The sequence below is a fragment of the Roseixanthobacter finlandensis genome (assembly GCF_043195105.2).
Taxonomy (GTDB): Bacteria; Pseudomonadota; Alphaproteobacteria; order Rhizobiales; family Xanthobacteraceae; genus NCEH01.
In genome coordinates this window covers 173048-199188 of record NZ_CM195536.1, presented here as the reverse complement: position 1 = coordinate 199188, position 26141 = coordinate 173048, and the positions used below count along the sequence as shown (strand labels likewise).

Annotated in this window: 28 protein-coding genes; 19 read left to right on the top strand and 9 right to left on the bottom strand. The window is 65.7% G+C overall.

Going from position 1 to position 26141, the window contains the following annotated elements; genetic code table 11:
* The first annotated feature begins 14 nt into the window (after positions 1–14).
* The 7 genes from V5G24_RS01035 to V5G24_RS01005 are packed head-to-tail and all read left to right on the top strand — an operon-like array spanning position 15 to position 5434.
* Positions 15–920, top strand: a complete 906-nt coding sequence (locus V5G24_RS01035) for a branched-chain amino acid ABC transporter permease (protein ID WP_394078701.1) — start codon at positions 15–17, stop codon at positions 918–920.
* Complete coding sequence (locus tag V5G24_RS01030; protein WP_394078699.1) at positions 920–1855, top strand: branched-chain amino acid ABC transporter permease; 936 nt, start codon at positions 920–922, stop codon at positions 1853–1855. Before V5G24_RS01035 ends, V5G24_RS01030 begins: the two co-directional genes overlap by 1 nt.
* Complete coding sequence (locus V5G24_RS01025) at positions 1852–2595, top strand: ABC transporter ATP-binding protein (protein WP_394078697.1); 744 nt, start codon at positions 1852–1854, stop codon at positions 2593–2595. Before V5G24_RS01030 ends, V5G24_RS01025 begins: the two co-directional genes overlap by 4 nt.
* Before the next feature lies 1 nt (position 2596).
* Positions 2597–3301, top strand: coding sequence for an ABC transporter ATP-binding protein (locus tag V5G24_RS01020; RefSeq protein WP_394078695.1), 705 nt, complete (start codon positions 2597–2599; stop codon positions 3299–3301).
* Positions 3302–3355: 54 nt separating this feature from the next.
* Positions 3356–4102 carry an SDR family oxidoreductase gene (locus V5G24_RS01015; protein WP_394078693.1) on the top strand — a complete coding sequence of 249 codons (747 nt, stop codon included), beginning with the start codon at positions 3356–3358 and terminating at the stop codon, positions 4100–4102.
* A 38-nt stretch (positions 4103–4140) separates the two neighbouring features.
* Positions 4141–4536, top strand: coding sequence for a carboxymuconolactone decarboxylase family protein (locus V5G24_RS01010; protein ID WP_394070074.1), 396 nt, complete (start codon positions 4141–4143; stop codon positions 4534–4536).
* 46 nt (positions 4537–4582) lie between these two features.
* Entirely contained in the window at positions 4583–5434 is an 852-nt protein-coding gene (locus V5G24_RS01005) for an NAD(P)-binding domain-containing protein (protein ID WP_509292314.1), read from the top strand.
* Between the two features lie 86 nt (positions 5435–5520).
* On the opposite strand, the gene V5G24_RS01000 is transcribed toward V5G24_RS01005, so the two are convergent.
* Positions 5521–5775 (bottom strand): hypothetical protein, encoded by a 255-nt coding sequence (locus tag V5G24_RS01000; protein ID WP_394070078.1) that lies wholly within the window; start codon positions 5773–5775, stop codon positions 5521–5523.
* Between the two features lie 220 nt (positions 5776–5995).
* Between V5G24_RS01000 and V5G24_RS00995 the strand changes: the two genes are divergently transcribed.
* Complete coding sequence (locus V5G24_RS00995; protein ID WP_394078689.1) at positions 5996–6433, top strand: VOC family protein; 438 nt, start codon at positions 5996–5998, stop codon at positions 6431–6433.
* Between the two features lie 40 nt (positions 6434–6473).
* Positions 6474–6959, top strand: coding sequence for a VOC family protein (locus V5G24_RS00990; protein WP_394078687.1), 486 nt, complete (start codon positions 6474–6476; stop codon positions 6957–6959).
* Between the two features lie 30 nt (positions 6960–6989).
* On the opposite strand, the gene V5G24_RS00985 is transcribed toward V5G24_RS00990, so the two are convergent.
* The 7 genes from V5G24_RS00985 to V5G24_RS00955 form a co-directional block, all read right to left on the bottom strand.
* Positions 6990–7772 (bottom strand): TrmB family transcriptional regulator, encoded by a 783-nt coding sequence (locus V5G24_RS00985; RefSeq protein ID WP_394078685.1) that lies wholly within the window; start codon positions 7770–7772, stop codon positions 6990–6992.
* A gap of 121 nt (positions 7773–7893) precedes the next feature.
* Positions 7894–8820, bottom strand: a complete 927-nt coding sequence (locus V5G24_RS00980; RefSeq protein WP_394078683.1) for a nitrilase-related carbon-nitrogen hydrolase — start codon at positions 8818–8820, stop codon at positions 7894–7896.
* A gap of 153 nt (positions 8821–8973) precedes the next feature.
* The gene (locus tag V5G24_RS00975) at positions 8974–9678 is read right to left on the bottom strand and encodes an ABC transporter ATP-binding protein (protein ID WP_394078681.1); all 705 of its coding nucleotides are present in this window, start codon (positions 9676–9678) and stop codon (positions 8974–8976) included.
* Positions 9671–10447, bottom strand: a complete 777-nt coding sequence (locus V5G24_RS00970) for an ABC transporter ATP-binding protein (protein WP_394078679.1) — start codon at positions 10445–10447, stop codon at positions 9671–9673. The genes V5G24_RS00975 and V5G24_RS00970 overlap by 8 nt, the downstream gene beginning before the upstream one ends.
* Position 10448: 1 nt before the next feature.
* The gene (locus V5G24_RS00965) at positions 10449–11471 is read right to left on the bottom strand and encodes a branched-chain amino acid ABC transporter permease (protein WP_394078677.1); all 1023 of its coding nucleotides are present in this window, start codon (positions 11469–11471) and stop codon (positions 10449–10451) included.
* Between the two features lie 3 nt (positions 11472–11474).
* Positions 11475–12326, bottom strand: a complete 852-nt coding sequence (locus tag V5G24_RS00960) for a branched-chain amino acid ABC transporter permease (protein WP_394078675.1) — start codon at positions 12324–12326, stop codon at positions 11475–11477.
* Positions 12327–12403: 77 nt separating this feature from the next.
* Complete coding sequence (locus V5G24_RS00955; protein ID WP_394078673.1) at positions 12404–13621, bottom strand: ABC transporter substrate-binding protein; 1218 nt, start codon at positions 13619–13621, stop codon at positions 12404–12406.
* A gap of 456 nt (positions 13622–14077) precedes the next feature.
* On the opposite strand from V5G24_RS00955, the gene V5G24_RS00950 reads away from it, so the two are divergent.
* The 3 genes from V5G24_RS00950 (at position 14078) to V5G24_RS00940 (ending at position 17568) form a co-directional block, all read left to right on the top strand.
* The gene (locus V5G24_RS00950; protein ID WP_394078671.1) at positions 14078–15286 is read left to right on the top strand and encodes an ABC transporter substrate-binding protein; all 1209 of its coding nucleotides are present in this window, start codon (positions 14078–14080) and stop codon (positions 15284–15286) included.
* Positions 15287–15380: 94 nt separating this feature from the next.
* Entirely contained in the window at positions 15381–16448 is a 1068-nt protein-coding gene (locus V5G24_RS00945) for a phenylacetaldoxime dehydratase family protein (RefSeq protein ID WP_394078669.1), read from the top strand.
* A gap of 106 nt (positions 16449–16554) precedes the next feature.
* Entirely contained in the window at positions 16555–17568 is a 1014-nt protein-coding gene (locus V5G24_RS00940) for a serine hydrolase (protein ID WP_394078667.1), read from the top strand.
* A 48-nt stretch (positions 17569–17616) separates the two neighbouring features.
* Here the strand turns inward: V5G24_RS00940 and V5G24_RS00935 are convergent, their stop codons facing one another.
* The gene (locus tag V5G24_RS00935; RefSeq protein ID WP_394078665.1) at positions 17617–18933 is read right to left on the bottom strand and encodes an MFS transporter; all 1317 of its coding nucleotides are present in this window, start codon (positions 18931–18933) and stop codon (positions 17617–17619) included.
* Between the two features lie 186 nt (positions 18934–19119).
* On the opposite strand from V5G24_RS00935, the gene cyoA reads away from it, so the two are divergent.
* The 7 genes from cyoA to V5G24_RS00900 all read left to right on the top strand — a co-directional run bounded on the left by cyoA (position 19120) and on the right by V5G24_RS00900 (position 26001).
* On the top strand, positions 19120–20313 hold the full coding sequence (gene cyoA, locus V5G24_RS00930) for a ubiquinol oxidase subunit II (RefSeq protein WP_394078663.1): 1194 nt from the start codon (positions 19120–19122) through the stop codon (positions 20311–20313).
* Positions 20314–20354: 41 nt separating this feature from the next.
* Positions 20355–22364, top strand: a complete 2010-nt coding sequence (gene cyoB / locus V5G24_RS00925) for a cytochrome o ubiquinol oxidase subunit I (protein ID WP_394080301.1) — start codon at positions 20355–20357, stop codon at positions 22362–22364.
* Complete coding sequence (gene cyoC / locus V5G24_RS00920; RefSeq protein WP_394078661.1) at positions 22361–22990, top strand: cytochrome o ubiquinol oxidase subunit III; 630 nt, start codon at positions 22361–22363, stop codon at positions 22988–22990. The genes cyoB and cyoC overlap by 4 nt, the downstream gene beginning before the upstream one ends.
* A complete protein-coding gene (cyoD, locus tag V5G24_RS00915) occupies positions 22987–23385 on the top strand; it encodes a cytochrome o ubiquinol oxidase subunit IV (RefSeq protein WP_394078659.1) in 399 nt (132 codons plus the stop codon). The genes cyoC and cyoD overlap by 4 nt, the downstream gene beginning before the upstream one ends.
* Before the next feature lie 83 nt (positions 23386–23468).
* Positions 23469–24155 (top strand): SURF1 family protein, encoded by a 687-nt coding sequence (locus V5G24_RS00910; RefSeq protein ID WP_394078657.1) that lies wholly within the window; start codon positions 23469–23471, stop codon positions 24153–24155.
* 33 nt (positions 24156–24188) lie between these two features.
* On the top strand, positions 24189–25478 hold the full coding sequence (locus V5G24_RS00905) for an ATP-binding protein (RefSeq protein ID WP_394078655.1): 1290 nt from the start codon (positions 24189–24191) through the stop codon (positions 25476–25478).
* Positions 25468–26001 carry a response regulator transcription factor gene (locus V5G24_RS00900; RefSeq protein ID WP_394080299.1) on the top strand — a complete coding sequence of 178 codons (534 nt, stop codon included), beginning with the start codon at positions 25468–25470 and terminating at the stop codon, positions 25999–26001. Before V5G24_RS00905 ends, V5G24_RS00900 begins: the two co-directional genes overlap by 11 nt.
* Positions 26002–26141: the final 140 nt, after the last annotated feature.

Genomic DNA, 26141 nt, shown 5'->3' with positions numbered 1-26141 from the left:
GAGAGGCCGTCCGCATGTCCTTGGACATCATCCTTCTGGCCATGCTCGATGGCCTCTCCTACGGCGCCCAGGTGTTCCTGGTCGCTGTAGGACTTTCCCTGATCTTCGGCGTCCTGCGGATCGTCAACGTGGCCCATGGGAGTTTCTATGCCATCGGCGCCTATGTGGCGGCCTCGCTGGGCATCTGGATCGCCACCGCCGGCTGGAGCCCCTGGCTCTCCTACCCGGCCATGCTGGTCGCCGCGATCCTGGTGGGCGTGGTGGTGGGCGGCCTCTTGGAGGCGACGCTTCTGCGCCGCATCTACGGCAAGGAGCAGGTGCTCCAGCTGCTGGTGACGTTCGCCGTCTTCATGATTCTGGAAGACGTGCAGAAGGTCACGTGGGGCGTGAAGCCGTATTTCGTGAATACGCCGCTGAGCCTGCTCGGCACGGTGAACGTGCTCGGCATCAATTATTCGGTCTATCAGCTTGCGGTCATCCCGCTGGTGGCGCTGTGCGTGCTGCTCGGGCTGCGCTTCATCCTGCGCTATACCCGCATCGGCCGCATCGTCACGGCCGTGACCGAGGACCGCGAGGCCTCCATGGCCATGGGCGTGGATTCCAGCCGCGTCTATCTCTTCACCTTCATGGCCGGCGCCGCGCTCGCGGCATTCGGCGGAGCGCTGGCCTCGGGCTCGACCTCGCTCGTTCCCGGCATGGGCTCGGGCATGATCATCCTCTCCTTCGCGGTGGCCGCAACGGCGGGCCTCGGCCAGATCGAGGGCGCGGCGGTGGCGGCGCTCATGATCGGGCTCGGGCGCTCCATCGCGGTCTATCTCGCCCCGGAATTCGACGTGCTGATGCCGTATCTGATCATGTTCGTGGTGCTCCTGTTCAAGCCGCAGGGCCTGTTCAGCACCCTCCAGACGAGGAAGGTGTAATGCGCTTCGACCTCCTGTTCGGCGCGATCGCCTTCTGCGCGGTCGCGGGCGTGCCCTTCTTCATTCCCTGGGCCACGGTGATGCTCACCATCGCGCTCGGCGTGGGGCTTGCGGTGCTCGGCGTCGTGGTCCTGCTGCGGGCGGGGCAGATCTCATTCGGCCATGGCCTGTATTATGCCGCCGGCGCCTATACGGTCGCGTTCCTGGTGCAGGCGCGCCTGGGGCTCGATACGCTGCTGCTGCTGCCGGCCGGCGCACTGGTGGCGAGCGTGATCGCGGTGGCGTTCGGCTTCTTCGCCGTGCGCTATCGCGACATCTTCTTCGCCATGATCAACCTCGCGGTGTCCATGGTCGCCTTCTCGCTGCTGGAGAAGCTCTATTCCATCACCGGCGGCGGCGACGGGCTCAACGTGGCGCGGCCGACGCTGGCGGGCCTCAAGCTCGGGCGCGTTTCGTTCGAATTCTGGATGTTCTACACCACGCTCGCCCTCGTCGTCGTGGTGGCGCTGGTGGTCGGACGCTATCTCGCCTCACCGCTCGGCAAGGGGCTGGAGGCCATCAAGTCCAACGAGACGCGGCTTGAATATCTCGGCGTCTCCAGCGCCCGCATCCTGCACATCGCCTATGCGGTGTCGGCCTGCCTCGCAGGCCTCGGCGGCGGCGTCATCGCCATCGTTACGGGCCATGTGGCGCCGGAATTCGCCTATTGGGTGCGCTCGGGCGAATTCGTCTTCATCGCCATCCTCGGCGGCGCGGGCAATGTGGTCGGCGCGTTCGCCGGCTCGATCGTCTATGAGGTCGTCCGCAATTACGCCGCCGCGTTCGCCGCCGATTACTGGCAGACCATTCTCGGCGTCTCGCTCATCGCCATCATCATGTTCGCGCCGCAGGGCCTGACCCAGATGCGCTTCGGCAAGAAGAGGGGCGGGGCATGAGGCAGATCGTTCTGAAGGCCGAGAACCTGCGCCTGCGCTTCGGCGGCGTGGTGGCCGCCGACGGCGCCTCGCTGACCGCCCATGCGGGCGAGCGCATCGCCATCATCGGCCCCAACGGGGCCGGCAAGACCACCTTCGTCAATATCTGCACCGGCTATCTCAAGCCGCAGTCGGGGGCGGTGATCTTCGAGGGCAAGGACATCACCCAGCTGGCCCCGCGCACCATCGCGCGTGGCGGCATCGGGCGCTCGTTCCAGCTGCCGCAGCTGTTCCTGGACAATACGGTGTTCGAAAACCTGCTGCTCGCGCTCGCCGCCCGCGAGGGCACGTGGCGGCCCTGGATGCGGCTCGACCGCCATCCCAAGGCCGACGAGATGCGCGACATGCTGGAGGTGATCGGCCTCAGCGGCGTGGGAGACCGCCCGGTGCGCGAACTGCCCGAGGGCATGCGCAAGCTGATCGACATCGCACTCGCGCTCGCCCTCAAGCCGCGCCTCGTGTTCATGGACGAGCCGACCAGCGGCGTCTCCAGCCGGGAGAAATTCTCCATCATGGATACCCTGGTCCGCGCGCTGGATCACAGCGCCACCACCGCCATCTTCGTCGAGCACGACATGGATGTGGTCTCCCGCTACGCCGATCGCGTGGCGGTGTGGACCGGCGGCAAGATCGCCTTGAAGGGAACGCCCGAGCATGTGCTCAACGATCCCGACGTGCGCAAGAACGTGATCGGGGTCTGACATGCTGAAGATCGAACGGCTCTCCGCCCAGATCGAAGGCATCGAGGTGCTGCGCCATGCGGACCTTGAGATGCCCCAGGGCTCCACCATCGCCCTCATCGGCCGCAACGGCGCGGGCAAGACCAGCCTCCTGCGGTCCATCATGGGCTTCATGAAGATCACCGCCGGGCAGGTCACGCTCGACGGCAACAGCCTGGCGCAGGTGCCGCCCCATCGCCGGCCCTATCTCGGCATCGGCTATGCGCCGGAGGACCGAAGGCTCTATGGGGCGTTCACGCTGGAACAGAATTTGCGCTTTCCCGCCGAGGTGATGCGCCTGCCGGAAACCGAGATCGCGCGCCGCCTGGAGCGGGTCTATGGCGTGCTGCCGGAATTGAAGGACATGCGCGAGCGGCCCGCCGCCGGCCTTTCCGGCGGGCAAGGCAAGATGGTGGCGCTCGGCCGGGCGCTCATGGCCGGCGATCGCATCATCCTGCTGGACGAGCCGTTCCAGGGCCTCGCGCCGGTGCTGGCGATCCGCTACGGCACCGCGCTGCGGGCGCTGCGCGACGCCGATCGCGACATCACCTTGCTGATCACCGAATCCAATCCCAGCCTGCTGCGCGCGTTCGCCGACCGGATCTATGTGATCGAGCGCGGCGAGGTCTCCCCCCTCGACAGCCTGCCCGCCTCCTCGCTCGACGATGCCGGGCTGGGCAAGCACTGAGCCTGTGCGCGGCCGCCCCGCGCCTCCACGAACCGTAAGGACAAACCTATGTCAATGGACGGAAAAATCGTCATCGTCACCGGGTCGGCGAGCGGCATCGGGCGGGCCGCCGCCACGCTGTTCGTGCGCGAGGGCGCGCAGGTGGTGATCGCCGACAGCAATGAAGAGGCCGCGCGCGAGACCGCCGCCGCCCTCGGCCCGAACGCCCGCGCGCTCCGCACCGACGTCAGCAAGGATGCCGACGTGCGCGCGCTCGTGGCCTTCACCCTGGACCAGTTCGGCCGCATCGATGTGCTGGTGAACAATGCCGGGTTCGGCTTCACCGGCACCGTGGTGAGCATCCCCGAAGCGGATTGGGACCGGCTGATGTCGGTCAATCTGAAGGGCGTGTTCCTGTGCTCCAAGCACGTCATTCCGGTCATGGCCGCCCAGGGTGGCGGCGCGATCGTCAACACCGGTTCCTATACCGCCGGCGTCGGGATCGCGGATCGCGCGGCCTATGTGGCCTCCAAGGGCGGGGTGGTGGCGCTCACGCGCGCCATGGCGCTCGACCATGTGGACCAGAACATCCGGGTGAACGCGGTGGCGCCGGGCACCGTCCATTCCCCCTATTTCGACCGCATGTTCGCGCAATCCGCCGATCCCGCCGGGATGAAGAAGGCGCTCGACGACCGCGCCCCCATGCATCGCATGGGCCGGCCGGAGGAGATCGCCGAAGCCATTCTCTGGCTCGCGTCCGACAAATCGGCATTCGCCACCGGATCCACCCTCACCATCGACGGCGGCACCTCCATCTGGTGATGGCGGGTTCGCACGCGCTTTTTCAAGGAGCTCTTTCCATGGCCAACACGCGTCCGCGTTCCGAAAAATTCGAAAAAGGCCTCAAGACTCGCCGCGAGGTGCTGGGCGAGGAGTATGTCAACCGCTCGGTCGACAACGCCACCGACTTCAACTGGCCGATGCAGGTGCTGACCACCGAATATTGCTGGGACAATATCTGGAACCGCCCCGGCCTCGACCGCCGATCGCGCTCCATCCTGAACCTCGGCATGATCTGCGCCCTGAACCGTCCGCACGAACTGAAGCTGCACGTGCGCGGCGCCCTCAACAACGGGCTGACCAAGGAAGAAATCGTCGAGATCCTGCTTCAGGTGGGCGTCTATTGCGGCATTCCCGCCGCCATCGACGGCTTCCGCACCGCCAATGAGGTGCTCAAGGAGATGGGCCTTGACTGATCCTACGACCCCACGACCGGTGGTCGCGGTCATCGGCCTCGGCATGATGGGGCTGCCCATGGCGGCGTGCCTCGTCAAGGCCGGGTTCGAGACGCGCGGCGCCGACCTCTCGCCCGCCGCGCGCGACGCCTTCGCCGCCATCGGCGGAGCGGCCTTCGCCGACGCGCGCGCGGCGGTTCAAGGCGCGGACATGGTGATCACCATGCTGCCCGACGGCCGGATCGTGCGCGAGCTGCTGGTGGGCGCGAACGCCCTGGCGGACCATCTCGCACCCGGCACGCTCATCATCGACATGAGTTCCTCCGCGCCCCTCGGCACGGCGAAGCTGGGCCAAGAGCTGGCCGCCAAGGGCCTGCGCTTCATCGATGCCCCCGTCTCCGGCGGCGTGCGCCGGGCCGTGAACGGCACGCTCGCCATCATGGCGGGCGGACCGCTGGAGGATGTGGAACGGGCCCGCCCGGTGCTCGCGGCCATGGGCCAGTCGATCTTCGCCACCGGCCCGCTGGGGTCCGGCCACGCCATGAAGGCGCTGAACAATTACGTCTCCGCGGCTGGCCTCGTCGCCGCCGCCGAAGCCGTGATCGTCGCCAAGCGCTTCGGGCTGGACCCGAACGTGGCGGTGGACGTGCTCAATGCCTCCACCGGCAAGAACAACTCGACCGAAGTGAAGATGAAGCCCTTCATCCTCTCCGAAACCTTCGGCTCGGGCTTCTCGCTCGCCTTGATGGCGAAGGACCTGCGCACGGCCGCGGAGCTGGCGGACCAGCTTGATCTTCCCGTTCCAGTCATCCAGTCCACCGCCGACCTGTGGGACGCGGCGAAGGCGGCGCTGGAGCGCGGCGCGGACCATACCGAGATCTATCGCTATCTCGCGCAGCTTGCTGCCGACAAGGGCTGACGCCGCGCATCCGCGATGCCGGGCGCCTGCCGCGCGCCCGGCGGGCTCAGCCGTCTGCGTCAGCCGCCTGCGTCAGCCATGGTTGCTCAGCCGTCCTGGCCGGCGAATTGCGGCGGCAGCTGGCCGGTCTTGAACAGGATCGTCGGCTCGTCGTCATAATCGCCCATCTCGGCATCGCCCGAGGAAGAGAATGCGACCACGCCGGCACGCGTCTCCGCCAGCCGCTCGGCCAGACGTTCGGCGGCGCCGGCGGACTTGCAGGAAATGGGGGCCTCGGCGATCAGGCGCTTGCCCTTGCCGGCCTTGAATCCCTGGACGATGTAAACCGTCTCGCGCGCCATGGCTTCTCCTTGTGCCCCGCGCCTGGGGCGATCTGTTCGCTGTGGCATGAGGTGGTCACACTCCCGGCTCGCCGTACAGCGCCTTGCGCGCGCCGCGCCCACGTTTCCCCAGCGCGAGGGAAGCGCGGCACGCGCCGCCGGGCCGGCGAAATTTTTTCGCCCCTGTTGTCGGCCGGCGTTTTCCCGCATCGTCCTTGGGCGACGATGAAGGGAGAACGCCATGCCGAAAATGATTTTCGTGAACCTGCCGGTTTCCGACCTGCCGCGCGCGAACGCCTTCTACGAGGCGGTAGGCGCGCAGAAGAACCCGCAATTCTCCGACGACACCGCGACCTGCATGGTGTTCTCCGAAACCATCCACGTCATGCTGCTGACCCATGACAAATTCCGCATGTTCTGCACCAAGCCCATCGTCGATGCGAAGACCAGCTGCGAGGTGCTGATCTGCATCTCCGCCGACAGCCGCGACGAGGTGGACGCCATCGTCGGCAAGGCGCAGGCCGCCGGCGGCACCGCCGATCCCACCCCGACCCAGGATTACGGCTTCATGTATGGCCGCAGCTTCGAGGACCCGGACGGCCATATCTGGGAAATCATGTGGATGGACATGCAAGCCGCTACCGCCGCCATGGCCGCCGACCAGCTCGCGCAGGGCTGAACGCGCGGGCCTCGCCCGCATGTGAGCGAAAGGATGAGCCATGTCCAAGATTTCCCCCTGCCTCTGGTTTGAGCGCGAGGCCGAGGAAGCCGCGAATTTCTACGTCTCCCTGCTGCCCGATTCGCGCATCGAGCATGTCCAGCGCAACGTCGGCGATTCGCCAAGCGGCAAGTCCGGCACCGTGCTGGTGGTGGACTTCACCCTTGCGGGCCAGCGCTTCATGGCCCTGAACGGCGGCATGCGCATGGAATACAGCCATGCGGTCTCGTTCAAGATCGATTGCGCGGACCAGGGGGAAGTCGACCGCCTGTGGGACGCGCTCGGTGCCGGTGGGCGGATCGAGCAATGCGGCTGGCTCAGGGATCGCTACGGCGTTCCCTGGCAGATCGTGCCGAGCGTGCTGCCGCAGCTGCTGGGCGATCCCGATCCCGCGAAAGCCCAGCGCGTCATGGCCGCCGTGCTCGGCATGGTGAAGCTCGATATCGCCGCGCTGAAGGCCGCGCACGCGGGCACCCCGCCCGCGTGAGCGTTTCGGGATCGCTCACGCCGGGATCGCTCAGGTGCCCTTGCGGCGCCGGGCGGCGGGGCGCGGCGGCGGCTCGTCGGCCGGCGCGCTCAGCGACCAGAGGGTTTCGAACAGCGCCGTCTGGAGCCGCGCGAAATCCTCGCTCTCGATCACCAGGCCGTAATTCTCGCGCTTGGACGAGATGATGGCGACCTTGTCGTCATAGACATATTGCGTCACCGACAAGGTGATGTTCTCGGGCGCATAGCGCAGTTCGCGCAGCTCCTGCGGCGTGGACGGCCAGATGCGCTCGGTGTCCTTGTGGCGCGAGCGCAGGACCTGGAGCTTGATGCCCTTATTCAGCCGCTCGGCGATGTAGCTATCCATTTCCTCAAGGCCGGGCGTCTCGATCAGCTCGTCCATGGAGAGGATGCCGCGCAGCACCTTGCTCTGGCAGGAGAGAGTCTCCCACAGCACGGTGCGCACGCCCTCTTCCCCTTCGTAGAAGCGGATCTGCGGCTTGCCCTTGGCCCGATTGTAGAGCGAGCGGATCTGCGGCATCAGATCGCCCAGCACCTGCCGGCGCAGCTCGAGGCGCTGCAACATGCCGACCGGATCCTCCGCGACGATGAAGCGGCGGCCCTGCCGCTCCTCCACGCGGATCAGTTCTTCCTGTTCCAGGCGGGCGAGCACGTCATAGGCGGTGGTGCGCGCCAGCCCCGCGCGGGTCGCCACCTCCTGGACCGGCGCCTCGCCCAGTTCCACCGCCGCCATATACAGCTTGAACAGCTTGCCGGTGATGCCGATCTTGGCGAGCTTTTCCTCGATATCCATGGTGCCCTATGCGACTCAGGTGCTTGCCGGCACCGTACCGCAATCCGCCGCGGCCGGCGCGGCCGGCGCGGCCGGCGCCGGCAAAATATCGCGGATTGCGCGATGGAAACGAACCCGAAGCTCAGCCCTTCAGGGCCACGGCCTGCTGCGGCGCCTCGTTCACGGTGAGGGTGAACACGTCGGGCCGGGCATAATTGCCAGCGACGTCGAAATCGAACTTGGCGCGGCCGAGTTCGTCCGTGTCCAGGTCCGCCGTCAACAGGCATTCCTCGTCGAACACCGGGCCGGCCAGCACATTGCCCAGCGGACCGATGATCGCCGCCCCGCCATGCATCACATAGGCCTCGGGTTCTGCGTCGATGGTGCAGCGATAATCCGCCGGGAAATCGCCCCGCTTCACCACCTGGCAGGTGGAGAGCACGAAACAGCGGCCCTCCAGCGCGATATGGCGGATGGTGGGAAGCCAGGTCTCGCGGTCGTCGGCGGTGGGCGCGCAATAGAGCGAGACGCCCTTGGCATACATGGTCATGCGCAGCATGGGCATGTAGTTTTCCCAGCAGATGACGGCGCCGATCTTGCCGATGGGGGTATCGAACACGGGCAAGGTGGACCCATCGCCGAAGCCCCAGGCGAGCCGCTCGCCGGCGGTGGGCATCAGCTTCCTATGCTTGCCCATCAGCGCGCCGTCCGGGCCGAAATAGAGCACGGTGCAATACATGGTGCCGAGCTCGCGTTCCATCACGCCGATCACCACGAAGCAATTGGCCGCCGCCGCCGCCTTGCCGAGCCGCGCCGTCTCAGGCCCCGGCACGGTGATCGCGGCATCGAGATAGCGGCGGAATTCATCGCGCCCGCGCACCGTGCGCACGCCGATGGAAATGTCGAAGTCCGAGCCCTTGGGATAGACCGAGATGAAGGCCTCGGGGAACACCACGATCTGGCATCCCGCCGCGCCCGCCTTGGCGATCCAGTCCTCGGCCTTGGCGATCGAGGCTTCGACATCGAAGGGCACCGCGCCCACCTGGGCGACGCCGGCTTTTACAATCATGACACGCTCCGTTTGAAAGATTGGGCGGCGGACTGGCTGCTAGAGGGCGATCCGCCCATATGGCGGTGAATCGCCCTCTAACTTATTGAATAGAGACGGATTCACTGCCCATATGGAATCGCCCAAGGCGTTCCCATATGGGCAGATCCGGCTCTAGACGCCGAGATAGGCGCGCCGCACGCCGGGGTCCGCCTGAAGATCCTGCGCGCTGCCGCTCAGCACCACATGGCCGGCTTCCAGCACATAGCCGCGATGGGCGACGGACAAGGCGAGCACCGCGTTCTGCTCCACCAGCAGCACCGAGACGCCCTGCCTGTTGATGGCGGCGATGGCGGCGTGCAGTTCCTCCACCACGATGGGCGCGAGGCCGTGGCTCGGCTCGTCCAGCAGCATCAGCTTGGGATTGCCCATCAGCGCGCGGCCGATGGAAACCATCTGCTGCTCACCGCCGGACATGGAGCCGGCCATCTGCGTGCGCCGCTCGGCGAGGCGCGGGAACAAGGCGAACACCCGGTCCATGCGCGCGGCAAGCTCGCCGCTGCGCCGGTCGCCATAGGCGCCCATCATGAGATTGTCGGACGTGGACATGCGCGGGAACACATGCCGCCCTTCCGGCACATGGCCGATGCCGAGCGCGGGAATGGTGTGCGCGAGCCGGCCCAGCAGGCTCTCGCCCTCGAACACGATGCTGCCGCGCGCCTTCGCGACCAGCCCGGAGATGCTTCGCAGAAGCGTGGTCTTGCCGGCGGTGTTGGCGCCGAGCACCGCCACCGTCTCGCCGCGCGCGACATGAAGCGCGACATCCTCCAGCACGTTCGGTCCGCCATAGGAGGCGCTGAGGCCCCGGATCTCAAGCATGGGCGCCTCCAGCCACAGTCGTGCCGCCAGTTGCGGCGCCGTGCGCCGCGCCCTGGCCGAGATAGGCCTCGATCACCACCGGATCATTCGCAACCTCGGCCGGTGTGCCTTGCGCGATCAGCCGGCCGAAATTCACCACCAGCAGGCGGTCGCACAATGCCATGATAGCCCGCATGTGATGCTCCACCACCAGGAAGGTCAGCCCCTCGTCCCGCAGGGAGCGAATGACCGCCATCACCTCGTCCATCTCGCTCGGGGTGAGCGCCGCCATCACCTCGTCCAGCAGCAGGACCTTGGGCTCGGTGGCAAGCGCGCGCGCCATCTCCACCAGCGCCTTCTGGGGGAAGGTGAGGTCGGCGACATCGGTCTGCGCGATCGCCCCGAGGCCGAGCCGGTGAAGCACCGCGCCGGCCCGGTCGCGGGCGCTTGCAAGATCATGGCGCAGCAATGCGGCGGTCAGCACATTCTCCAGCACGCTCATGTCGGGAAACAGCGCCGCGTTCTGGAACGTCTTGGTCATGCCCTTGCCGGCGACCCGGTGCGGCTTGAGGCCGGAGACCTTATCGCCGCCCAGCAGCACCTGGCCCGAGGTGAGGCGCTGAAGCCCCACCAGCGCATTGAACAAAGTGGTCTTGCCGGCGCCGTTGGGGCCGATCAGCCCGACGATCTCGCCCGCCTTCAGGGTGAAGGAAATGCCGTCCACCGCCTTCAGCCCGCCGAAGGTCACGGCGATGGCCTGGGCCTCCAGCACGGGAGTGTGCGCGTTCATCTCACTGGCCTCCCTTGGCGAGCGCCGGCTCGGCACGCGATGCGACCGCAGGCGGGACCCTGCGGCTCCAGCGCTTCGGCCAATAGGCCATGATGCCGCGCGGCTGGATGAGAATGGCGGCGATCAGGATGGCGCCGAACACGAGCTGGGACAGGCCCGCCGCCTTGGAGGAGAGGAACGCGTTCGCCGTCTCCTCCAGCGGGATCAGGAACAGCGCGCCGATGATCGGCCCGGCAAGCGTGCCGAGCCCGCCGACGATGGCGATCATCGCCATGCGCACCGAGACCCCGGCCAGCGAGAAAATGGAATCCGGATCGAAAAAGAAGGTGAACTGGGCGAACACCGAGCCGCACACGGCGGTGAGCGCCGCCGAGATCACGCTGGCGGTGAGCTTGACGCGGAACGTATCGACGCCCGCCACTTCCGCCGCCGCCTCGTTCTCGCGCACCGCCCGCAGCCGATAGCCGATGGCGCCGCGCGCCAGCAGGCCGAACACCAGGCACACCAGGGCCAGCAGGCCGAGGATGATCCAGTAATAAGAGGAGACCGCCCGGAACGCGAAGTTCAGCGGCTGGCTACCCACGAAGGGGATGGAGACGCCCACCGGCCCGCCCGTGAGGGAGGCCCAGGAATTGGCGATCACCCGCATCACCTCGGCGAAGGCGAGGGTGGCGAGGGCGAAATAATGCCCCTTCAGGCGGAAGGTCGGCAGCGACAGCAGCGCCGCCGCCAATCCCGCCAGCGCCGCGCCCGCCACCAGCCCGAGCCAGGGCGAGATGCCGAGCCGCAGATAAAGCAGGCTGGACGTATAGGCGCCAATCCCGAAAAAGGCGGCATGGCCGAGCGAGACCTGGTTCGCGAGCCCGCCGACGATGTTCCAGGATTGCGCCAGCGCCGCGAACAGCAGGGCCATGGCGGCGATGCGCAGCACATGGCCGCGCGGGTCCACATAGAACGGCAGCAGGGCCGCCGCGAGGAAGAACAGGAGGAGGAGCACCAGCCCCGGCGTGAGTTTCGCGCGCATGGCTCAGGCGCCCTTGATGAGGCCCTGCGGGCGCAGGGCGAGAACGGCGATGAAGATGACGAACAGGCACAGGTTCTGAAGCTGGATCGGGAAGAACAGGGTGGAGACCGACTGCACGATCCCCACCACCAGCCCGCCGGCCAGGGCGCCCGCGACGCTGCCGAGCCCGCCCAGCACCACGACCGTGAACATGACCACCACGAACTGGCCGCCGATGGTGGGGCTGACCGTGATGTAGGGCAGGATCACCGCGCCGCCGAACGCGGTGAGCGCGACCCCGAGGCCGAACGCCACCCCATAGGTAAGGCGGGTATCCACCCCGGTCAGCGTCGCCGCCATGGGATCCTGCGCCACCGCGCGGATCGCGCGCCCGGTCCAAGAGCGATCGAGGAACAGCCACAGGGCGGCGGAGAGAAACAGCGCGGCGGCGAACGCATAGAGATAGGGCGCGCCCACGAAAATGTCGCCGAGGCGGAAGCCCTGCACCTGATAGGGCACGCTGACCGAGCGGAAATCCGAGCCGAACAGCATGAGCGCGGCATTCTCCAGCACGATCAGCAGGCCGACCGTGAGGAACACCTGGGCCGCCGGCGGCGCCTTCAGCACGCGGGCGATCAGCAGGCGCTGGACCAGATAGCCGATGCCGAACACCACGATGAAGGACAGGACCGAGCCGAGCAGCGGGTCGAGCCCCAGATAGCGCCAGGCGAACCACGCCACATACATGCCGAGCATCAAAAATTCGGCCTGGGCGAAATTGACGACGCCCAGCACGCCGAACACGAGGGACAGGCCCGTGGCGATGACGCCATAGACCCCGCCCAGAAGGATGCCGTCGATCAAGGCTTGCAGCATGATGCACCTGAAGGGAAGGCTGGAGGGGAAGGGAACGCCCCCTCCAGCGGGAGGAGGCGCAGCGGTGCGACTGCGACTCAGGGCACCGGCTTGCCGGCCCACACCGGCTTCTGCTTCGCCGCCTTCGGGGGATAGACGGTGACCGGCTCATCGCCGCGCCATTGCACCATGATGGGGAAGGCCGAGGCATTGAGGCCGTTGGCGTCGAACTTCACGCAGCCGCCCGGCACACCGCGCGCGAAGCCGGCGCAATAATCCAGGGTGGCGAGCGCATCGCGGATCTTCTCGGGGTCCTTGGACTTGGCCTTCTCGATGGCCTGCACCACCGCATCCAAAGCCGCCGCATGGATCAGCGCCTCATGGGTGATGAAGGTGCCGTATTTTTCCTTGTACTTGGCGGCCAGCTCCGGGATCAGGTCGCCCGAGGCGGCAGCCACCGACAGCACGCCTTCGGCATATTCACCGAGGCCCTTCTTGAAGTCGGGAATGATGTAGCCGGCCGCGCCGCCCACCACCGGGATGTCGATCTGCTGCTGCCGCAGCGCGCGGATGATCTGCAGGCCGTCATTGAGATAGGAGACCGGGAAGGCCATCTGCGCGCCGGATGCCCGCAGCTTGTTCACCAGTGGGGATACATCGGTGATGCCGAGGGGATAGGCCTCGTCCAGCACCACCTGAACGCCCGCCTGCTTGGCCGCTTCACGCAGGCCCTTGGCCTGGGCGGTGCCATAGGCGGTGTCCTCATAGAGGATGGCGACCTTGTCGATCTTCTCGCCCGCCGCCTTGGCGATCGCGGTCGCGTAATCAAACTGTGCCGCACCGAAAACCGTGCCCTTGGGCGACACCTGGAAGACGTATTTATAACCGCGTCCGGTGATCTGGTCGGCGAAGGCGAAGGTCACGAGCGGGATGCCGGCGCGCTCGGTTACCTCGGACGCCGCAAGCGTGGTGGAGGAGACGAAAGCCCCGATCACCGCGCTGACATTGTTCTGGGAAATCAGGCGCTGCGTTGCGGCGGCCGCCGTCGCGGGGGTCGGCACATCGGCCGTAACGAGGCTGATCTTCGCCCCGCCCAGCGCCTTGATGCCACCCGCCGCATTGATCATTTCGGCGGCCAGCTCGGTGCCCCGCTGCGAGCCGATGCCGAATTGCGCATTGGGACCGCTGAGCGGCTGGATGACGCCGATCACCACGTCTTCCGCAGCTGCCGCCCGCTGCACCGCGGCTGCGCCACACACTGCCAGCCCCATGACGCCGGCAAGGACGATGCGCCGACCAACGATCGCTTGGAACATGATGTTCACCTCCCAGGAGGGGCCGAGACGGTCCCGATATCGGTGACCGTATGTCATGTCGGGATTTTTCGTCAATCTAGATAACCCGTCGAAAATGCGGCACACCTGCTCAAGAATCTATCAAACGATAATAAGTTATTGATTTTTAATGTTTTAATATGCCTATAAAATTATCATACGGCCCATTTTTAGACCCGATATTACGTGTCGAAGTTTTTCGACCAATATCGATGGGCGCGATATATCGCCAAATTCTCGCCAAAGCGCCCATCCGCGGCGTCATGGCAGATCATGTCGTATTTTTTCGACTTAAATTTTTCGCTGAAGATTCAGTGCAGTTGCCTATTACGAGTGCCTATCTGGCATTTCACCGCATTTTTTGTCGGAAAAAATTGACAACTACCAGACTTCGTTTTCATTCTATGCCCGCCTTCAAAAAAGACGGGAACCATGCACATGCGCGACATCTGGAGCGGGAGCCGGGCGGCAGCGTTCGCCGCCGGCGTCTCCCTGGCCTTGCTCACCCCCGCCGCCGCACAGGAAAGCGTGAAGATCGGCGTCGTCCTGCCGCTCAGCGGTCCGAACGCCCAGTTCGGGGTCAACAGCCGCAACGGCATCGAAATGGCGGCCGACGCCATCAATGCCGCCGGCGGCCTCAAGGGGCTGGGCGGCGCGAAGATCGAACTGGTCTATGCCGACGTGCCGAGCCCGGCGTCTGCGGCCGCGGCCACCCAGCGCCTGCTCAGCCAGGACAAGGTAGTGGGCATGCTCGGCGCCTTCGTCTCATCGGTGACGCTCGCCGCCTCGGAGGTCACGGAGCGCGCCGGCATCCCCATGATTACCCATTCCTTCGCCGACCAGATCACGTCGCGCGGCTACAAATACATCTTCCAGGTCTCGGCCAAGGCGACCACCTACGGACAGGCGCAATTCGATTATGCCGCCGCGCTGGCGAAGAAGGCGGGCGCGCCGGTGACCAAGGTCGCCATTTTCTATGAGGACACCGCCTATGGCACCGCCCAGGCCAAGGGCCTGCGCGAGGCCGCGAACAAGGCCGGCATCCCGCTCGTGGTGGACGAGGCCTATCCCCTCGGCATCACGGATGTCTCCCCGCTGATCAACAAGCTGCGCGCATCAGGGGCGGACATCGTCTTCCCCGTCTCCTATTTCAACGATGCGCTCCAGATCATCCGCGCCATGCGCCAGCAGAAAATCGAGATGCCCATCGTCGGCGGCGCCGCCGGATACATCATCCCCGACTTCGCCAAGGGCCTCGGCGAATATGCCGACGGCGTGTTCTCCATCGCCCCGGCGAATTACGATCTCGCCCCGGCGCTCGCCGCCAAATACAAGGAAAAGTACGGGACCTTCATGACCCACGAAGTCATCATGTATGGCGCCGCGCTCGAACACATGGCCAAAGCCATCGACACCGCCAGGTCACGCGATCCCGACAAGATCCGCGATGCCATCGCTGCCTTGAAGCTGTGCGGCGAGGGCTTCGCCAAGGGCATTCCCGGCGGCTGCACCGCCTTCGATGCCACCGGCCTTTCCTCGACCGCCTATCCCATCTTCGTGGAATGGCGGGGCGCCGATCTCGTGACGGTCTATCCCTTCGAGACCGCCAAGGCGGCCGCGCGCTGGAACGGCAAAACGCTTAACTGATACCCTCCTCTCGACTGATACCTTGCGACCGCGACGCGTCGAGGCGCCGCGGTCGCAGCCTTTGCCCGTACTTGCCCCGTCCCGCGAGCCCGCCATGGTTTTCCACATCACCTATCCGCGCATCGTCCCGGAACGCCGCCCGCCCGGCCACGAGCCGGCGGCGCCGCGCTATTCCCTGCGCTGGAGCGAACCCGTCGGGCTGATGGTGAGCGATTATTTCGCGCTCCAGGGTGAAGAGCTCAGTTGGGCGGAGCAGGCGGACTTCTTCGCCCGCCTCACCGCCACCTTCGACGTGGACGGCCCATGCGCGCACGAAATCATGCGCACCACCGACGAGACCGGCGCGGTCAATGCCATCCTGGTCGCCTATTGGCTGGACGCGACGGCCCATGCGCGCTGGAGCGCGAATTCGCCCTTCATGGCCTGGTTCCGCGATCCCGCCCGGCGCGCCGGGCCGCGCGGCCTGTGGCGCGAGACCATCCGCGTGCCCTATGACCGGCACGAGACCATCTATTCGGCCCCGAACTATCCCATCGGCCTTGCCCGCACGCCGGGCGCCACGATCCAGCCCATCACCATGAACGGCTATTTCGGCGCCGCGCGCGACCGCATGCCGGTGTCCGCCATCGATCCGCTGGACAGCCCCTTTGGGGAGGGCATGCCGGCGCGCCGCACGCCGGCGAGCCTCGGCCGCCGCCTGCGGGTGACCTCATCCCACAATATGATCGCCATCCGCTCCGGCCAATATTGGGAAGGCGCGGGCAACGAACAGACCGCCGATTATCACGACAATCTCCAGCCCAAGCTGATGCGCGGCATGGGCCATCTCGTGGCCAATCCGGTCGAGACCGGCACCCTGTCGCTGCGGGTGATGACCAATCTCGATCCGGAAGGGATGGCGCGCAAGGAAACCTCCGTGCACGGCTATTTCATCTCGCTGGAGCATCTGGAGCGCTGGGCGAAATCCCACGAGACCCATCTCGACATCTATCGCCACGCCATCGCGATGAACCGCCTCCACAAGGAGAAGCGGGAGGTCGTCACCTGGCACGAGGTGTTCGCCCTGCTGGAGGGCGCGCACATGGAATATGTGAACTGCCATCCCGCCACCGGCCTGCTGCCCTATTTCGAGGCCGTGGACCTCGGCCCCGCCGCCGCCTGACGGTACGGACCTTGGAGCCGCCAAACGGGATCGGCGTCTTCGGATCGGCGTCTTGGGAAGGTCGTCCGGCTCATGTATCGTCCCCAGGTTCGCGGAGGGTTGCGTCATGAGCTTGAATCGTCGGCTGTTTCTTTCCGGCGCGGCGGTCGCGCCGATGGCCCTCGCCACGCCGGCGCTCTCCTCGTCCGCCTCTGCCACCCCCGCAACACCCAAGGGTGCCGTGCCCGAGGGCGTGCGCGCCGGATTGCGGCAGCTCGAGAAGATCCCGGCCACGAAGAGCGCCCTCATCGTGTGCGAGGGACCGGGCCAGAGCTGGCGCGACGAACGCGACCCGCAGGTCCCGCTGTTCATCGGCAGCGCGGTGAAGACCTTCATTCTCGCCCAGGCCCTGCGCGCGGCTGAAGCCGGCCTGTTGTCCGAGACCGACCAATGGGCGGTGGACGATAAGGTGCGCTCCGCCAGCAGCCCGGTGCTTTTGAACCTGACCGGAACCACCCAGGCCCGCAGCATTCTCGAAGCCATGATCGCCCACAGCGATAATACCGCCACCGACATCGCGCTGGCGAAAGTGGGACCCGACAAGGTGCGCGCCCTGATCGCCGAAGCCGGGCTTAAAAACACCCGCATTCCCGATTCGACCCGCCGCCTGTTCTCCTACATCGCCGGCGCGCCGCTCGGCACGGATATCGGCTGGGAGGGCGTGAAGAAGCTGGAGACCGGCTGGATGCCCGGCCCACAGCGCCCGCCTGTCAATGATCAGGAGACCATGGTCAGCAGCGCCGACGAACTGGTGAAATGGTATCAGGCGGCGCTCACCGGCGCCTTCTTCTCAAAGCCGGCAACCCTCACCGAATTCATGCGCATCCAGGCCATGGCCGACGCCATCGCCCAGGTGGTGCCGCCGGGCATCGCCGCCTATGCCAAGGGCGGCAGCATCGACTGGGGCGATTTCCACTGTTTCTGCCTGCCGGGCCAGATGGTGGTCAACGCCGCGCGCGTCACCTTCTGCTTCACGGTCAACTGGACCGGGCCCGACGACAGCGTCGCGGCGGTGTTTCCGCCATTCCGCGACGCCGTGGCGGCGACCCTGAAAGGCGCGGCGGACGCGCTCAGGGCCTGAGCCGCATCCGCCGGAAAGGGGCAGAATAAGCGCCGGCGGGGGGCGGGCTCAGCCGCCGCCGAGTTCCAGCTTCTTGTTCCAGTGCAGCGCCAAAAGCGTGCAGATGGCGCCGGACAGCAGATAGGCGCCGGCCGAGATCAGGCCGAAATTGCTGGACAGCGACAACGCCACCAGCGGCGCGAAGCCGGCGCCGAACAGCCAGGCCAAATCATTGGTCAAGGCGGAGGCCGTATAGCGATAATTGCGCGCGAAATTGGACGCCACCGCGCCCGACGCCTGGCCGAACGACAGGCCGAGCAGCACGAAGCCGAGCACCATGAAGGCGGTTTCTCCGACCACGCCGCCATTCAGCAATTGCGGCGCGAAGCCGCTGAACACCGCGATGGCGGCGGCGGTGGCGCCGAGCAGGTTGCGGCGCCCCACGCGATCCGCCACGAAGCCGGACGCGACGATCGCGCCGATGCCGAACACCGCGCCGACGATCTCGATCACCAGGAAGCGCGCCGGCCCCTCGCTCGTGAACAGATACACCCAGGAGAGCGGGAACACCGTGACCATGTGGAACAGTGCGAACGTGGCGAGCGGGGCGAAGGCGCCCACGATGATGCCCCGCTTTTCCGCCCGCACCGTCTCCGTCACCGTCGCCGGACGAAGCTCGCCGCGCTTGAACAGCTCGGTATATTCCGGCGTCACCGCCATGCGCAGGCGGGCGAACAGCGCCACCACATTGATCGCGAAGGCGACGAAGAACGGATAGCGCCAGCCCCAGGTGAAAAAATCCTCCGGGGAGAGATTGGCGACGAAGAAGGCGAACAGCCCGTTCGCGACGATCAGGCCCAGCGGCGCGCCCAATTGCGGGATCATCGCATACCAGCCGCGGCGCTCCGCCGGGGCGTTCATCGCCAGCAGCGGCGCCAGCCCGTCCCAGGTGCCGCCCCAGGACAGGCCCTGGCCGATGCGGCACGCCGCGAGCACGAAAGCGGAGGCCGAGCCGATATGCTCATAGCCCGGCAGAAAGGCGATGGCGACGGTGGAGGTGCCGAGCAGAAGCAGGGCCAAGGTCAGCTTCGCGCCGCGCCCGTGGGCCCGGTCGATGGCCATGAAGAGTGCAGTGCCGAAGGGCCGCGCGATGAATGCGAGGGCGAAAATGGCGAAGGAATAGAGCGTTCCCGTCAGGGCATCCACATAGGGAAACACCAGCTTCGGAAAGACCAGCACGGCCGCCGTTGCGTAAACAAAGAAATCAAAGAACTCTGAGGTCCGGCCAATGATGACCCCGATGGCGATCTCGCCGGGGTCCACGTCGCCATGGCCGGCATTGATCTGCCTCGCGTCCCGTTCCATCGTCGATGACGCATTCGCCATGATCTTCGCACCAATATGGAGTTGCTTTTCATACGCCAGTCCCGCCCCGCTGGGAAGCCGCCTGCCGCAGGCTCCTTATTCCCTCGCGAGTGTGCGTTGCGGCATTGGGCAAATTGTCCAATGTCCCTCGTGTTGCGGTGCAGCTAGCGATGCGCCGAGCCCACCACGTGCGTGACAGGTGCTGTATTGAGTCGCTTCCGCGTCCTCGCCTTGCTGCCGCTCATGGCCTTCCTGAGCGGGTGTAACTTTACCGTGCTGCATCCGGCGGGCGATGTGGCCTGGCAGCAGCGCGACCTGGTCATCATCTCGACCGTGCTGATGCTGATCATCATCATTCCGGTGATGGCCCTCACCGTCCTGTTCGCCTGGCGCTACCGCCAGTCCAATACCGAGGCGCGGTATGAGCCGGAATGGCATCATTCCACGCATCTGGAGCTGGTGATCTGGGCGGCGCCGCTGCTCATCATCATCTGCCTCGGCGCGCTGACGTGGATGGGCACCCACCTGCTCGATCCCTACCGGCCCATAGAGCGCATCTCGGAGAACCAGCCGGTTCCCGCGAACGCGCAGCCGCTTGAGGTGGAAGTGGTGGCGCTCGACTGGAAGTGGCTGTTCATTTATCCGCAATATGGCATCGCGACGGTGAACGAGCTGGCGGCGCCGGTGGATCGCCCGATCTCCTTCCGCATCACCGCGTCCTCGGTGATGAATTCATTCTATATTCCCGCCCTGGCCGGGCAGATCTACGCCATGCCGGGCATGCAGACCAAGCTGCACGCGGTGATCAACGAGGCCGGGTCCTATCGCGGCTTTTCCGCCAATTACAGCGGTGCCGGCTTCTCCGGCATGCATTTCCGCTTCCTTGGCCAATCTCCCGCCGATTTCGATGCGTGGCTGGCCAGCGCCAAGGCCGGCGGCGGCGATCTGACGCGCGCGGCCTATCTGGAGCTTGAGAAGCCGAGCCAGAACGTGCCCGTGACCCGCTTCGCTCAGGTGGATCCGGCCCTCTACAACGCGATCCTCAACATGTGCGTCGAGCCCGGCAAGATGTGCATGAGCGAAATGATGGCCATCGACGCGAAGGGCGGGCTGGGCATGGCGGGCATCAACAATGTGCTGCCGCTAACCTATGACAAGTTCGCCCGCCGCGGCACCGTGTTCGGCGGCTCCCCGGCAATGGTGGTCGGCATCTGCGCGCCGGAAGATCTGGTCACGCCCGCCGCCAGCGTCGGCGCATTCGCGCCCCGCCAATTGGCGCCGCGCGAAGGCGCCGGCCCTGCGCGCATCCTCGGCGCGGGACTTCCCGCACCCTCCTTCACGCCCATCAGCGCCCCGGCGGACCTTCTCGCGCCCGCCGCCCGCCGGCCCTCAAACTCCTGACGCGAGACGCCATGTCTGCATCCGCCGTGTCTCAATCCGCCATGTCCGCATTCTCGACGCCCGTAAGTCCGATCTTCGGGCGGCTGACGCTGGAGAGCTTTCCGTTCCACGAGCCGATCCTGGTGGCCACCTTCGCCGTGGTGGCCTTGGGCGGCCTCGTGGTGTTCGGCGCGCTGACCTATTTCCGCCTCTGGGGTTATCTCTGGAAGGAATGGTTCACCAGCGTGGACCATAAGAAGATCGGCATCATGTACATGGTGCTGGGCATCATCATGCTGCTGCGCGGCTTCGCCGACGCGATCATGATGCGCCTCCAGCAAGCGCTGGCCTTCGGCGGATCGGACGGCTATCTGCCCGCGCACCATTACGACCAGGTGTTCACCGCCCACGGCGTCATCATGATTTTCTTCGTCGCCATGCCGCTGGTGACCGGGCTGATGAATTATGTGGTGCCGCTGCAGATCGGCGCGCGCGACGTCTCGTTTCCGTTCCTGAACAATTTCAGCTTCTGGATGACGGTGGGCGGCGCGATCCTCGTGATGATGTCGCTGTTCGTCGGCGAATTCGCGAAGACCGGCTGGCTCGCCTATCCCCCGCTCTCCGGCATTTCCTACAGTCCGGACGTGGGCGTGGATTATTACATCTGGGCGCTACAGGTGGCGGGCGTCGGCACAACATTGTCCGGCATCAACCTGATCTGCACCATCGTGAAGATGCGCGCCCCGGGCATGACCTTGATGAAGATGCCCATCTTCACCTGGACCTCGCTGTGCACCAATGCGCTGATCGTCGCCTCCTTCCCGATCCTCACCGCGGTTCTGGCGCTGCTGGCGCTGGACCGGTATTTCGGCATGAACTTCTTCACCAACGACTTCGGCGGCAGCCCGATGTTGTACGTGAACCTGATCTGGATCTGGGGTCACCCGGAGGTGTACATCCTGATCCTGCCGGCGTTCGGCGTGTTCTCGGAAGTGGCCTCCACCTTCTCGGGCAAGCGCCTGTTCGGCTACACCTCCATGGTCTATGCGACGGTGGTCATCACGATCCTGTCCTACCTCGTGTGGCTGCATCACTTCTTCACCATGGGCTCGGGTGCGAGCGTGAATTCCTTCTTCGGAATCACGACCATGATCATCTCGATCCCGACCGGCGCGAAGATCTTCAACTGGCTGTTCACCATGTACCGCGGGCGCATCAAGTTCGAGCTGCCCATGATGTACACGGTGGCCTTCATGCTCACCTTCGTGATCGGCGGCATGACCGGCGTGCTGCTCGCCGTGCCGCCGGCCGACTTCGTGCTGCACAACTCGCTGTTCCTGATCGCGCATTTCCATAACGTGATCATCGGCGGCGTGGTGTTCGGCATGTTCGCCGGCATCGCCTATTGGTGGCCGAAGGCGTTCGGCTTCCGGCTCGATCCGTTCTGGGGCAAGATGTCGTTCTGGTTCTGGGTGGTGGGCTTCTATTTCGCCTTCATGCCGCTCTATGTGCTGGGCCTGATGGGCGTGACCCGCCGCCTGCGGGTGTTCGACGATCCCTCGTTGCAGATCTGGTTCATCATCGCTGCCTTCGGGGCGTTCCTGATCCTGCTTGGCATCCTCTCCTTCCTGGTGCAGATCGCCGTCAGCATCAAGAACCGCGAACAGCTGCGCGACGTCACCGGCGACCCGTGGAACGGGCGCACCCTGGAATGGGCGACCTCCTCCCCGCCGCCGGACTATAATTTTGCCTTCACCCCGGTGATCCACGACGGCGATGCCTGGTGGGACATGAAGCAGCGCGGCTATAAGCGCCCGCTGGAGGGGTTCAAGCCCATCCACATGCCGCGCAACACGCCGACTGGCATCCTGCTCGCCGCATGCGCGGTGGCGCTGGGCTTCGCCTTGATCTGGTACATCTGGTGGCTGGCGGCGGTCAGCTTCGTGGCGCTGCTCGGCATCGCCATCACCCACACCTTCAACTATAATCGCGACTTCTCCATTCCCGCTGAAGACGTGATCCGGGCCGAGGACGCGCGCACCCGTGTCCTCGCCGCGCAGGTGACGCCATGACGATCGCAGTAACTTCGGACAGCGCCGCCGCGCCGATCTTCTACGAAGTCGACGAGCACGCCCATCCGGACGGGGGCAGCACGTCCCTCGGCTTCTGGATCTACCTGATGAGCGATTGCCTCATCTTCGCGATGCTGTTCGCCACCTATGGCGTGCTGGGCGGAAATTACGCGGCAGGACCGGCGCCGAAGGATCTCTTCGACCTCAATCTCGTCGCGCTCAACACCACGATGCTGCTGTTCTCCTCCATCACCTATGGCTTCGCCATGCTGGCGATGGCGCGCGGACGGATCGGGCAGGTGCAGGTCTGGCTGGCGGTCACCGCTTTGTTCGGCCTGGCGTTCCTGTCCATCGAGCTGTTCGAGTTCGCGCACATGATCCACGAGGGCGCGACGCCGCAGCGCAGCGCCTTCCTGTCCGCCTTCTTCACCCTCGTCGGCACCCACGGGCTGCACGTGACGTTCGGCCTGATCTGGCTGGTGACGCTCATGGTGCAGGTGGGCCAGCGCGGCCTCATCCCCGCCAACCGCCGCCGCCTCATGTGCCTCAGCATGTTCTGGCACTTCCTGGACGTGGTCTGGATCGGCGTCTTCACCTTTGTCTATCTGATGGGAATGCTGCGATGACCGCGCAAGCGCACCACGAACCGGGCGCCGCCGCAGATCACGGCCACGGCGCGGATCACCAGGACGATCACGCGCACGGCTCGCTGCGGAGCTACGGGATCGGCTTCGGCCTGTCCGTCATCCTCACCGCCATCCCGTTCTGGCTGGTGATGACCGGCACGCTCGGCAACAACCAATTGACCGCGATCGTCATCACCGCCTTCGCGGCTGTGCAGATCGTCGTGCACATGATCTTCTTCCTGCACATGAACACGCGGGTGGAAGGCGGCTGGAGCATGATGGCGCTGATGTTCACGATCATCATCGTGGTCATCGCCCTCAGCGGTTCCTTGTGGGTCATGTATCATCTCAATGCGAACATGATGCCGGTCCACGACATGCGTCAGATGCCGTGACCCTGCGGGCCGGCGCGAAGGAGCGATCGGCTGTGCAGGGGCGAGAGGTTGGCCAACGGGATCCGGGTTACGGAACGACAGCCGTGCCCCAGCCCCCACGCTCCCAGAGCGTGCGCCTCGTGTTGCGGCTCCTGGCGGTGGCGCTCAGCGCGCTTCTGGTGGGGCTCGGGATCTGGCAATTGGAGCGGCGGGCCTGGAAGCTCGAGCTGATCGCGCGCATCGATGCGCGCGTCCACGCGCCGCCGGTCGCCGCGCCCGGGCCACCGGACTGGAGCGCGATCTCGGCGGCGCGCGATGAATATCGCCGCGTGCGCGCCACCGGCACCTTCCTCAACGAGCGCGAGACCCTGGTGAAAGCCGTGACCGAGCGTGGCGGCGGCTTCTGGGTGGTCACGCCCCTGAAAACCGTCGAGGGGTTCACCGTGCTGGTGAACCGGGGTTTCGTGCCGGCGGATGAGGCGCGGGCCGCACGGCGGACCGAGGATCCCGCCGTGGTGGTCGGCCTCATGCGCATGAGCGAGCCCAAGGGCGGCTTCCTGCGCGCCAACGACCCGGCCACCGATCGCTGGTACTCGCGCGATGTTCCGGCAATCGCCGCCAAACGCGGGGTGCCGGATGCCGCACCTTATTTCATCGATGCCGAAGCCAGCGGCGGTACCGGGCCGCAGGGTGGGTTGACGATCATCGACTTTCCGAACAATCACCTGATCTACGCGCTGACCTGGTTCGGTTTGGCGGTGATGGTGACGGCCGGGCTCGTCTTCATCTGAAGACCCCGGAACGAAGGGCATTCGGTCAGGACCATGACGGCCTCCATCCGCGATACGGCCAACAAGCAAAACCTGTTGCTGCTGATCCAATTGCGCTGGCTTGCCGTGATCGGGCAGGTGGTGACGATCCTCATCGTCAAATTCTGGTTCAACATTCACCTGCCCCTGGCGGACCTGACGGCGGTGATGCTGTTTTTGATCGGGCTCAACCTGGTCAGCGTGCTGCGCCATCTCCAATCGGGGGCGGTGACGAATACCGAGCTGTTTCTCGAACTGGTGCTCGACGTCGCGGCCCTCACGGCGCAACTCTATCTGAGCGGGGGTGCCGCCAATCCCTTCATTTCCCTGTATCTGTTGCAGATCACCCTAGGCGCGGTGCTGCTTGAGGCGTGGACCGCCTGGATCCTTGTGGCGATGGCCTGCGGCGGCTATCTCTGGCTGACCACCACCTATCGCAAGCTGGAGCTGGCAACCCACGAACCGCATCTTCGCCTGTTCGAGCTTCATATTCAGGGCATGTTCGTCTGCTTCTTGTTGGCCGCATGCCTGCTGGTGCTGTTCATCACCCGCATCAATTTCAATCTGCGCGCGCAGGACGCCCACCTTGCGGACCTGCGCCAGAGATCGGCGGAGGAGGACCACATCGTGCGGCTGAGCCTGCTCGCCTCCGGCGCCGCCCATGAGCTCGGCACGCCGCTCGCCACGCTGTCCGTGATCTTGAACGACTGGCGTCGGATCGAGGCGTTCAAGGCCGACCCGGATCTTGCCGACGAACTCGACGAGATGCAAAGCCAGCTGGATCGCTGCAAGACCATCGTTTCCGATATCCTGATGTCGTCGGGCGAGGCGCGCGGGGAAGGCACGGTGCGCACCACGGCCAGCGCCTTCTTCGACGAATTGGTGGACGAATGGCGCTCCAGCCGCTCCCCACCGCTCCTCGAATACCGCAACGCCATCGTGTCAGATGCCGCGATCATTTCCGACCCGGCGCTGAAGCAGGTGATCTTCAATATTTTCGACAATGCGCTGGAGGCCTCGCCGAACTGGGTCGGCGTCACGGTGCTTCAGCGGGCGAACGAATTCCTCATAACGGTGCGCGATGCCGGACCGGGGTTCGGCGCGGACATGCTGGCCGCGTTCGGCAAACCCTACCGGTCTAGCAAGAACCGGCCGGGCGGCGGGCTCGGCCTGTTCCTGGTGGTCAATGTGGTCCGCAAGCTCGGAGGGAGCGTCACCGCGCAGAACGATCCGGAAGGGGGCGCGGCCGTCACCGTCACGCTGCCGCTGGCCGCGCTCTCGCTTGGAGTGAATGATGGACGATAAGCGCGTCTTGCTGATCGTGGAGGACGACGCCGCCTTCGCGAAGGCGCTGCGCCGCTCCTTCGAGCGCCGGGATTATGAGGTCCATGTCAGCGACCGCCTGGAGGGCGTGCAGGCGCTCCTGGCGACCCAATCGCCCGGCTATGCGGTGGTCGATCTGAAGCTCGCGGGCGGGTCCGGCCTTGAATGCGTGAAGGCGCTGCATCACCACGATTGCGGAATGAAGATCGTCGTGCTCACCGGTTTCGCCAGCATCGCGACGGCGGTGGAGGCGATCAAACTCGGGGCCTGCCATTATCTGGCGAAGCCCGCGAACACGGACGATATCGAGGCCGCGTTCGACAAGGTGGATGGCGATGCCTCCATCGCCGTCAGCGCGCGCCCTACATCCTTGAAAAATCTCGAATGGGAGCGCATCCACGAAACCCTGGTCGAGACCGATTTCAACATCTCCGAGGCCGCGCGGCGGCTGGGCATGCACCGCCGGACCCTGGCGCGGAAGCTCGAGAAAAAGCGCGTGCCTTAACGGGGCACGCCCGATCCAGACGCGTAAGAGACCCACGCCCCTTGCATGCCGTAGCGGCACCATGACGCAGCGTCCGGTGCGCCCCAAAAGCGTGGCCGACCGCGCGCCGACGGCACGGAGCATTGGAAAAGCGAGGCTTT

Coding starts and splice junctions, on each gene's coding strand:
- V5G24_RS00990 (WP_394078687.1), top strand. CDS start 6,474: ATGTCCAAGATTTCCCCCTGCCTCTGGTTTGAGCGCGAGGCCGAGGAA.
- V5G24_RS00935 (WP_394078665.1), bottom strand. CDS start 18,933: ATGGCGAATGCGTCATCGACGATGGAACGGGACGCGAGGCAGATCAAT.
- V5G24_RS00940 (WP_394078667.1), top strand. CDS start 16,555: ATGAGCTTGAATCGTCGGCTGTTTCTTTCCGGCGCGGCGGTCGCGCCG.
- V5G24_RS00970 (WP_394078679.1), bottom strand. CDS start 10,447: ATGAACGCGCACACTCCCGTGCTGGAGGCCCAGGCCATCGCCGTGACC.
- V5G24_RS01010 (WP_394070074.1), top strand. CDS start 4,141: ATGGCCAACACGCGTCCGCGTTCCGAAAAATTCGAAAAAGGCCTCAAG.
- V5G24_RS01035 (WP_394078701.1), top strand. CDS start 15: ATGTCCTTGGACATCATCCTTCTGGCCATGCTCGATGGCCTCTCCTAC.
- cyoB (WP_394080301.1), top strand. CDS start 20,355: ATGTCCGCATTCTCGACGCCCGTAAGTCCGATCTTCGGGCGGCTGACG.
- cyoC (WP_394078661.1), top strand. CDS start 22,361: ATGACGATCGCAGTAACTTCGGACAGCGCCGCCGCGCCGATCTTCTAC.
- V5G24_RS01025 (WP_394078697.1), top strand. CDS start 1,852: ATGAGGCAGATCGTTCTGAAGGCCGAGAACCTGCGCCTGCGCTTCGGC.
- V5G24_RS01005 (WP_509292314.1), top strand. CDS start 4,583: ATGGGGCTGCCCATGGCGGCGTGCCTCGTCAAGGCCGGGTTCGAGACG.
- V5G24_RS00980 (WP_394078683.1), bottom strand. CDS start 8,820: ATGATTGTAAAAGCCGGCGTCGCCCAGGTGGGCGCGGTGCCCTTCGAT.
- V5G24_RS00900 (WP_394080299.1), top strand. CDS start 25,468: ATGGACGATAAGCGCGTCTTGCTGATCGTGGAGGACGACGCCGCCTTC.
- V5G24_RS00960 (WP_394078675.1), bottom strand. CDS start 12,326: ATGCTGCAAGCCTTGATCGACGGCATCCTTCTGGGCGGGGTCTATGGC.
- V5G24_RS00965 (WP_394078677.1), bottom strand. CDS start 11,471: ATGCGCGCGAAACTCACGCCGGGGCTGGTGCTCCTCCTCCTGTTCTTC.
- cyoD (WP_394078659.1), top strand. CDS start 22,987: ATGACCGCGCAAGCGCACCACGAACCGGGCGCCGCCGCAGATCACGGC.
- V5G24_RS00975 (WP_394078681.1), bottom strand. CDS start 9,678: ATGCTTGAGATCCGGGGCCTCAGCGCCTCCTATGGCGGACCGAACGTG.
- V5G24_RS00950 (WP_394078671.1), top strand. CDS start 14,078: ATGCGCGACATCTGGAGCGGGAGCCGGGCGGCAGCGTTCGCCGCCGGC.
- V5G24_RS01015 (WP_394078693.1), top strand. CDS start 3,356: ATGGACGGAAAAATCGTCATCGTCACCGGGTCGGCGAGCGGCATCGGG.
- V5G24_RS00985 (WP_394078685.1), bottom strand. CDS start 7,772: ATGGATATCGAGGAAAAGCTCGCCAAGATCGGCATCACCGGCAAGCTG.
- V5G24_RS01030 (WP_394078699.1), top strand. CDS start 920: ATGCGCTTCGACCTCCTGTTCGGCGCGATCGCCTTCTGCGCGGTCGCG.
- V5G24_RS00955 (WP_394078673.1), bottom strand. CDS start 13,621: ATGTTCCAAGCGATCGTTGGTCGGCGCATCGTCCTTGCCGGCGTCATG.
- V5G24_RS01020 (WP_394078695.1), top strand. CDS start 2,597: ATGCTGAAGATCGAACGGCTCTCCGCCCAGATCGAAGGCATCGAGGTG.
- V5G24_RS01000 (WP_394070078.1), bottom strand. CDS start 5,775: ATGGCGCGCGAGACGGTTTACATCGTCCAGGGATTCAAGGCCGGCAAG.
- V5G24_RS00945 (WP_394078669.1), top strand. CDS start 15,381: ATGGTTTTCCACATCACCTATCCGCGCATCGTCCCGGAACGCCGCCCG.
- V5G24_RS00995 (WP_394078689.1), top strand. CDS start 5,996: ATGCCGAAAATGATTTTCGTGAACCTGCCGGTTTCCGACCTGCCGCGC.
- V5G24_RS00905 (WP_394078655.1), top strand. CDS start 24,189: ATGACGGCCTCCATCCGCGATACGGCCAACAAGCAAAACCTGTTGCTG.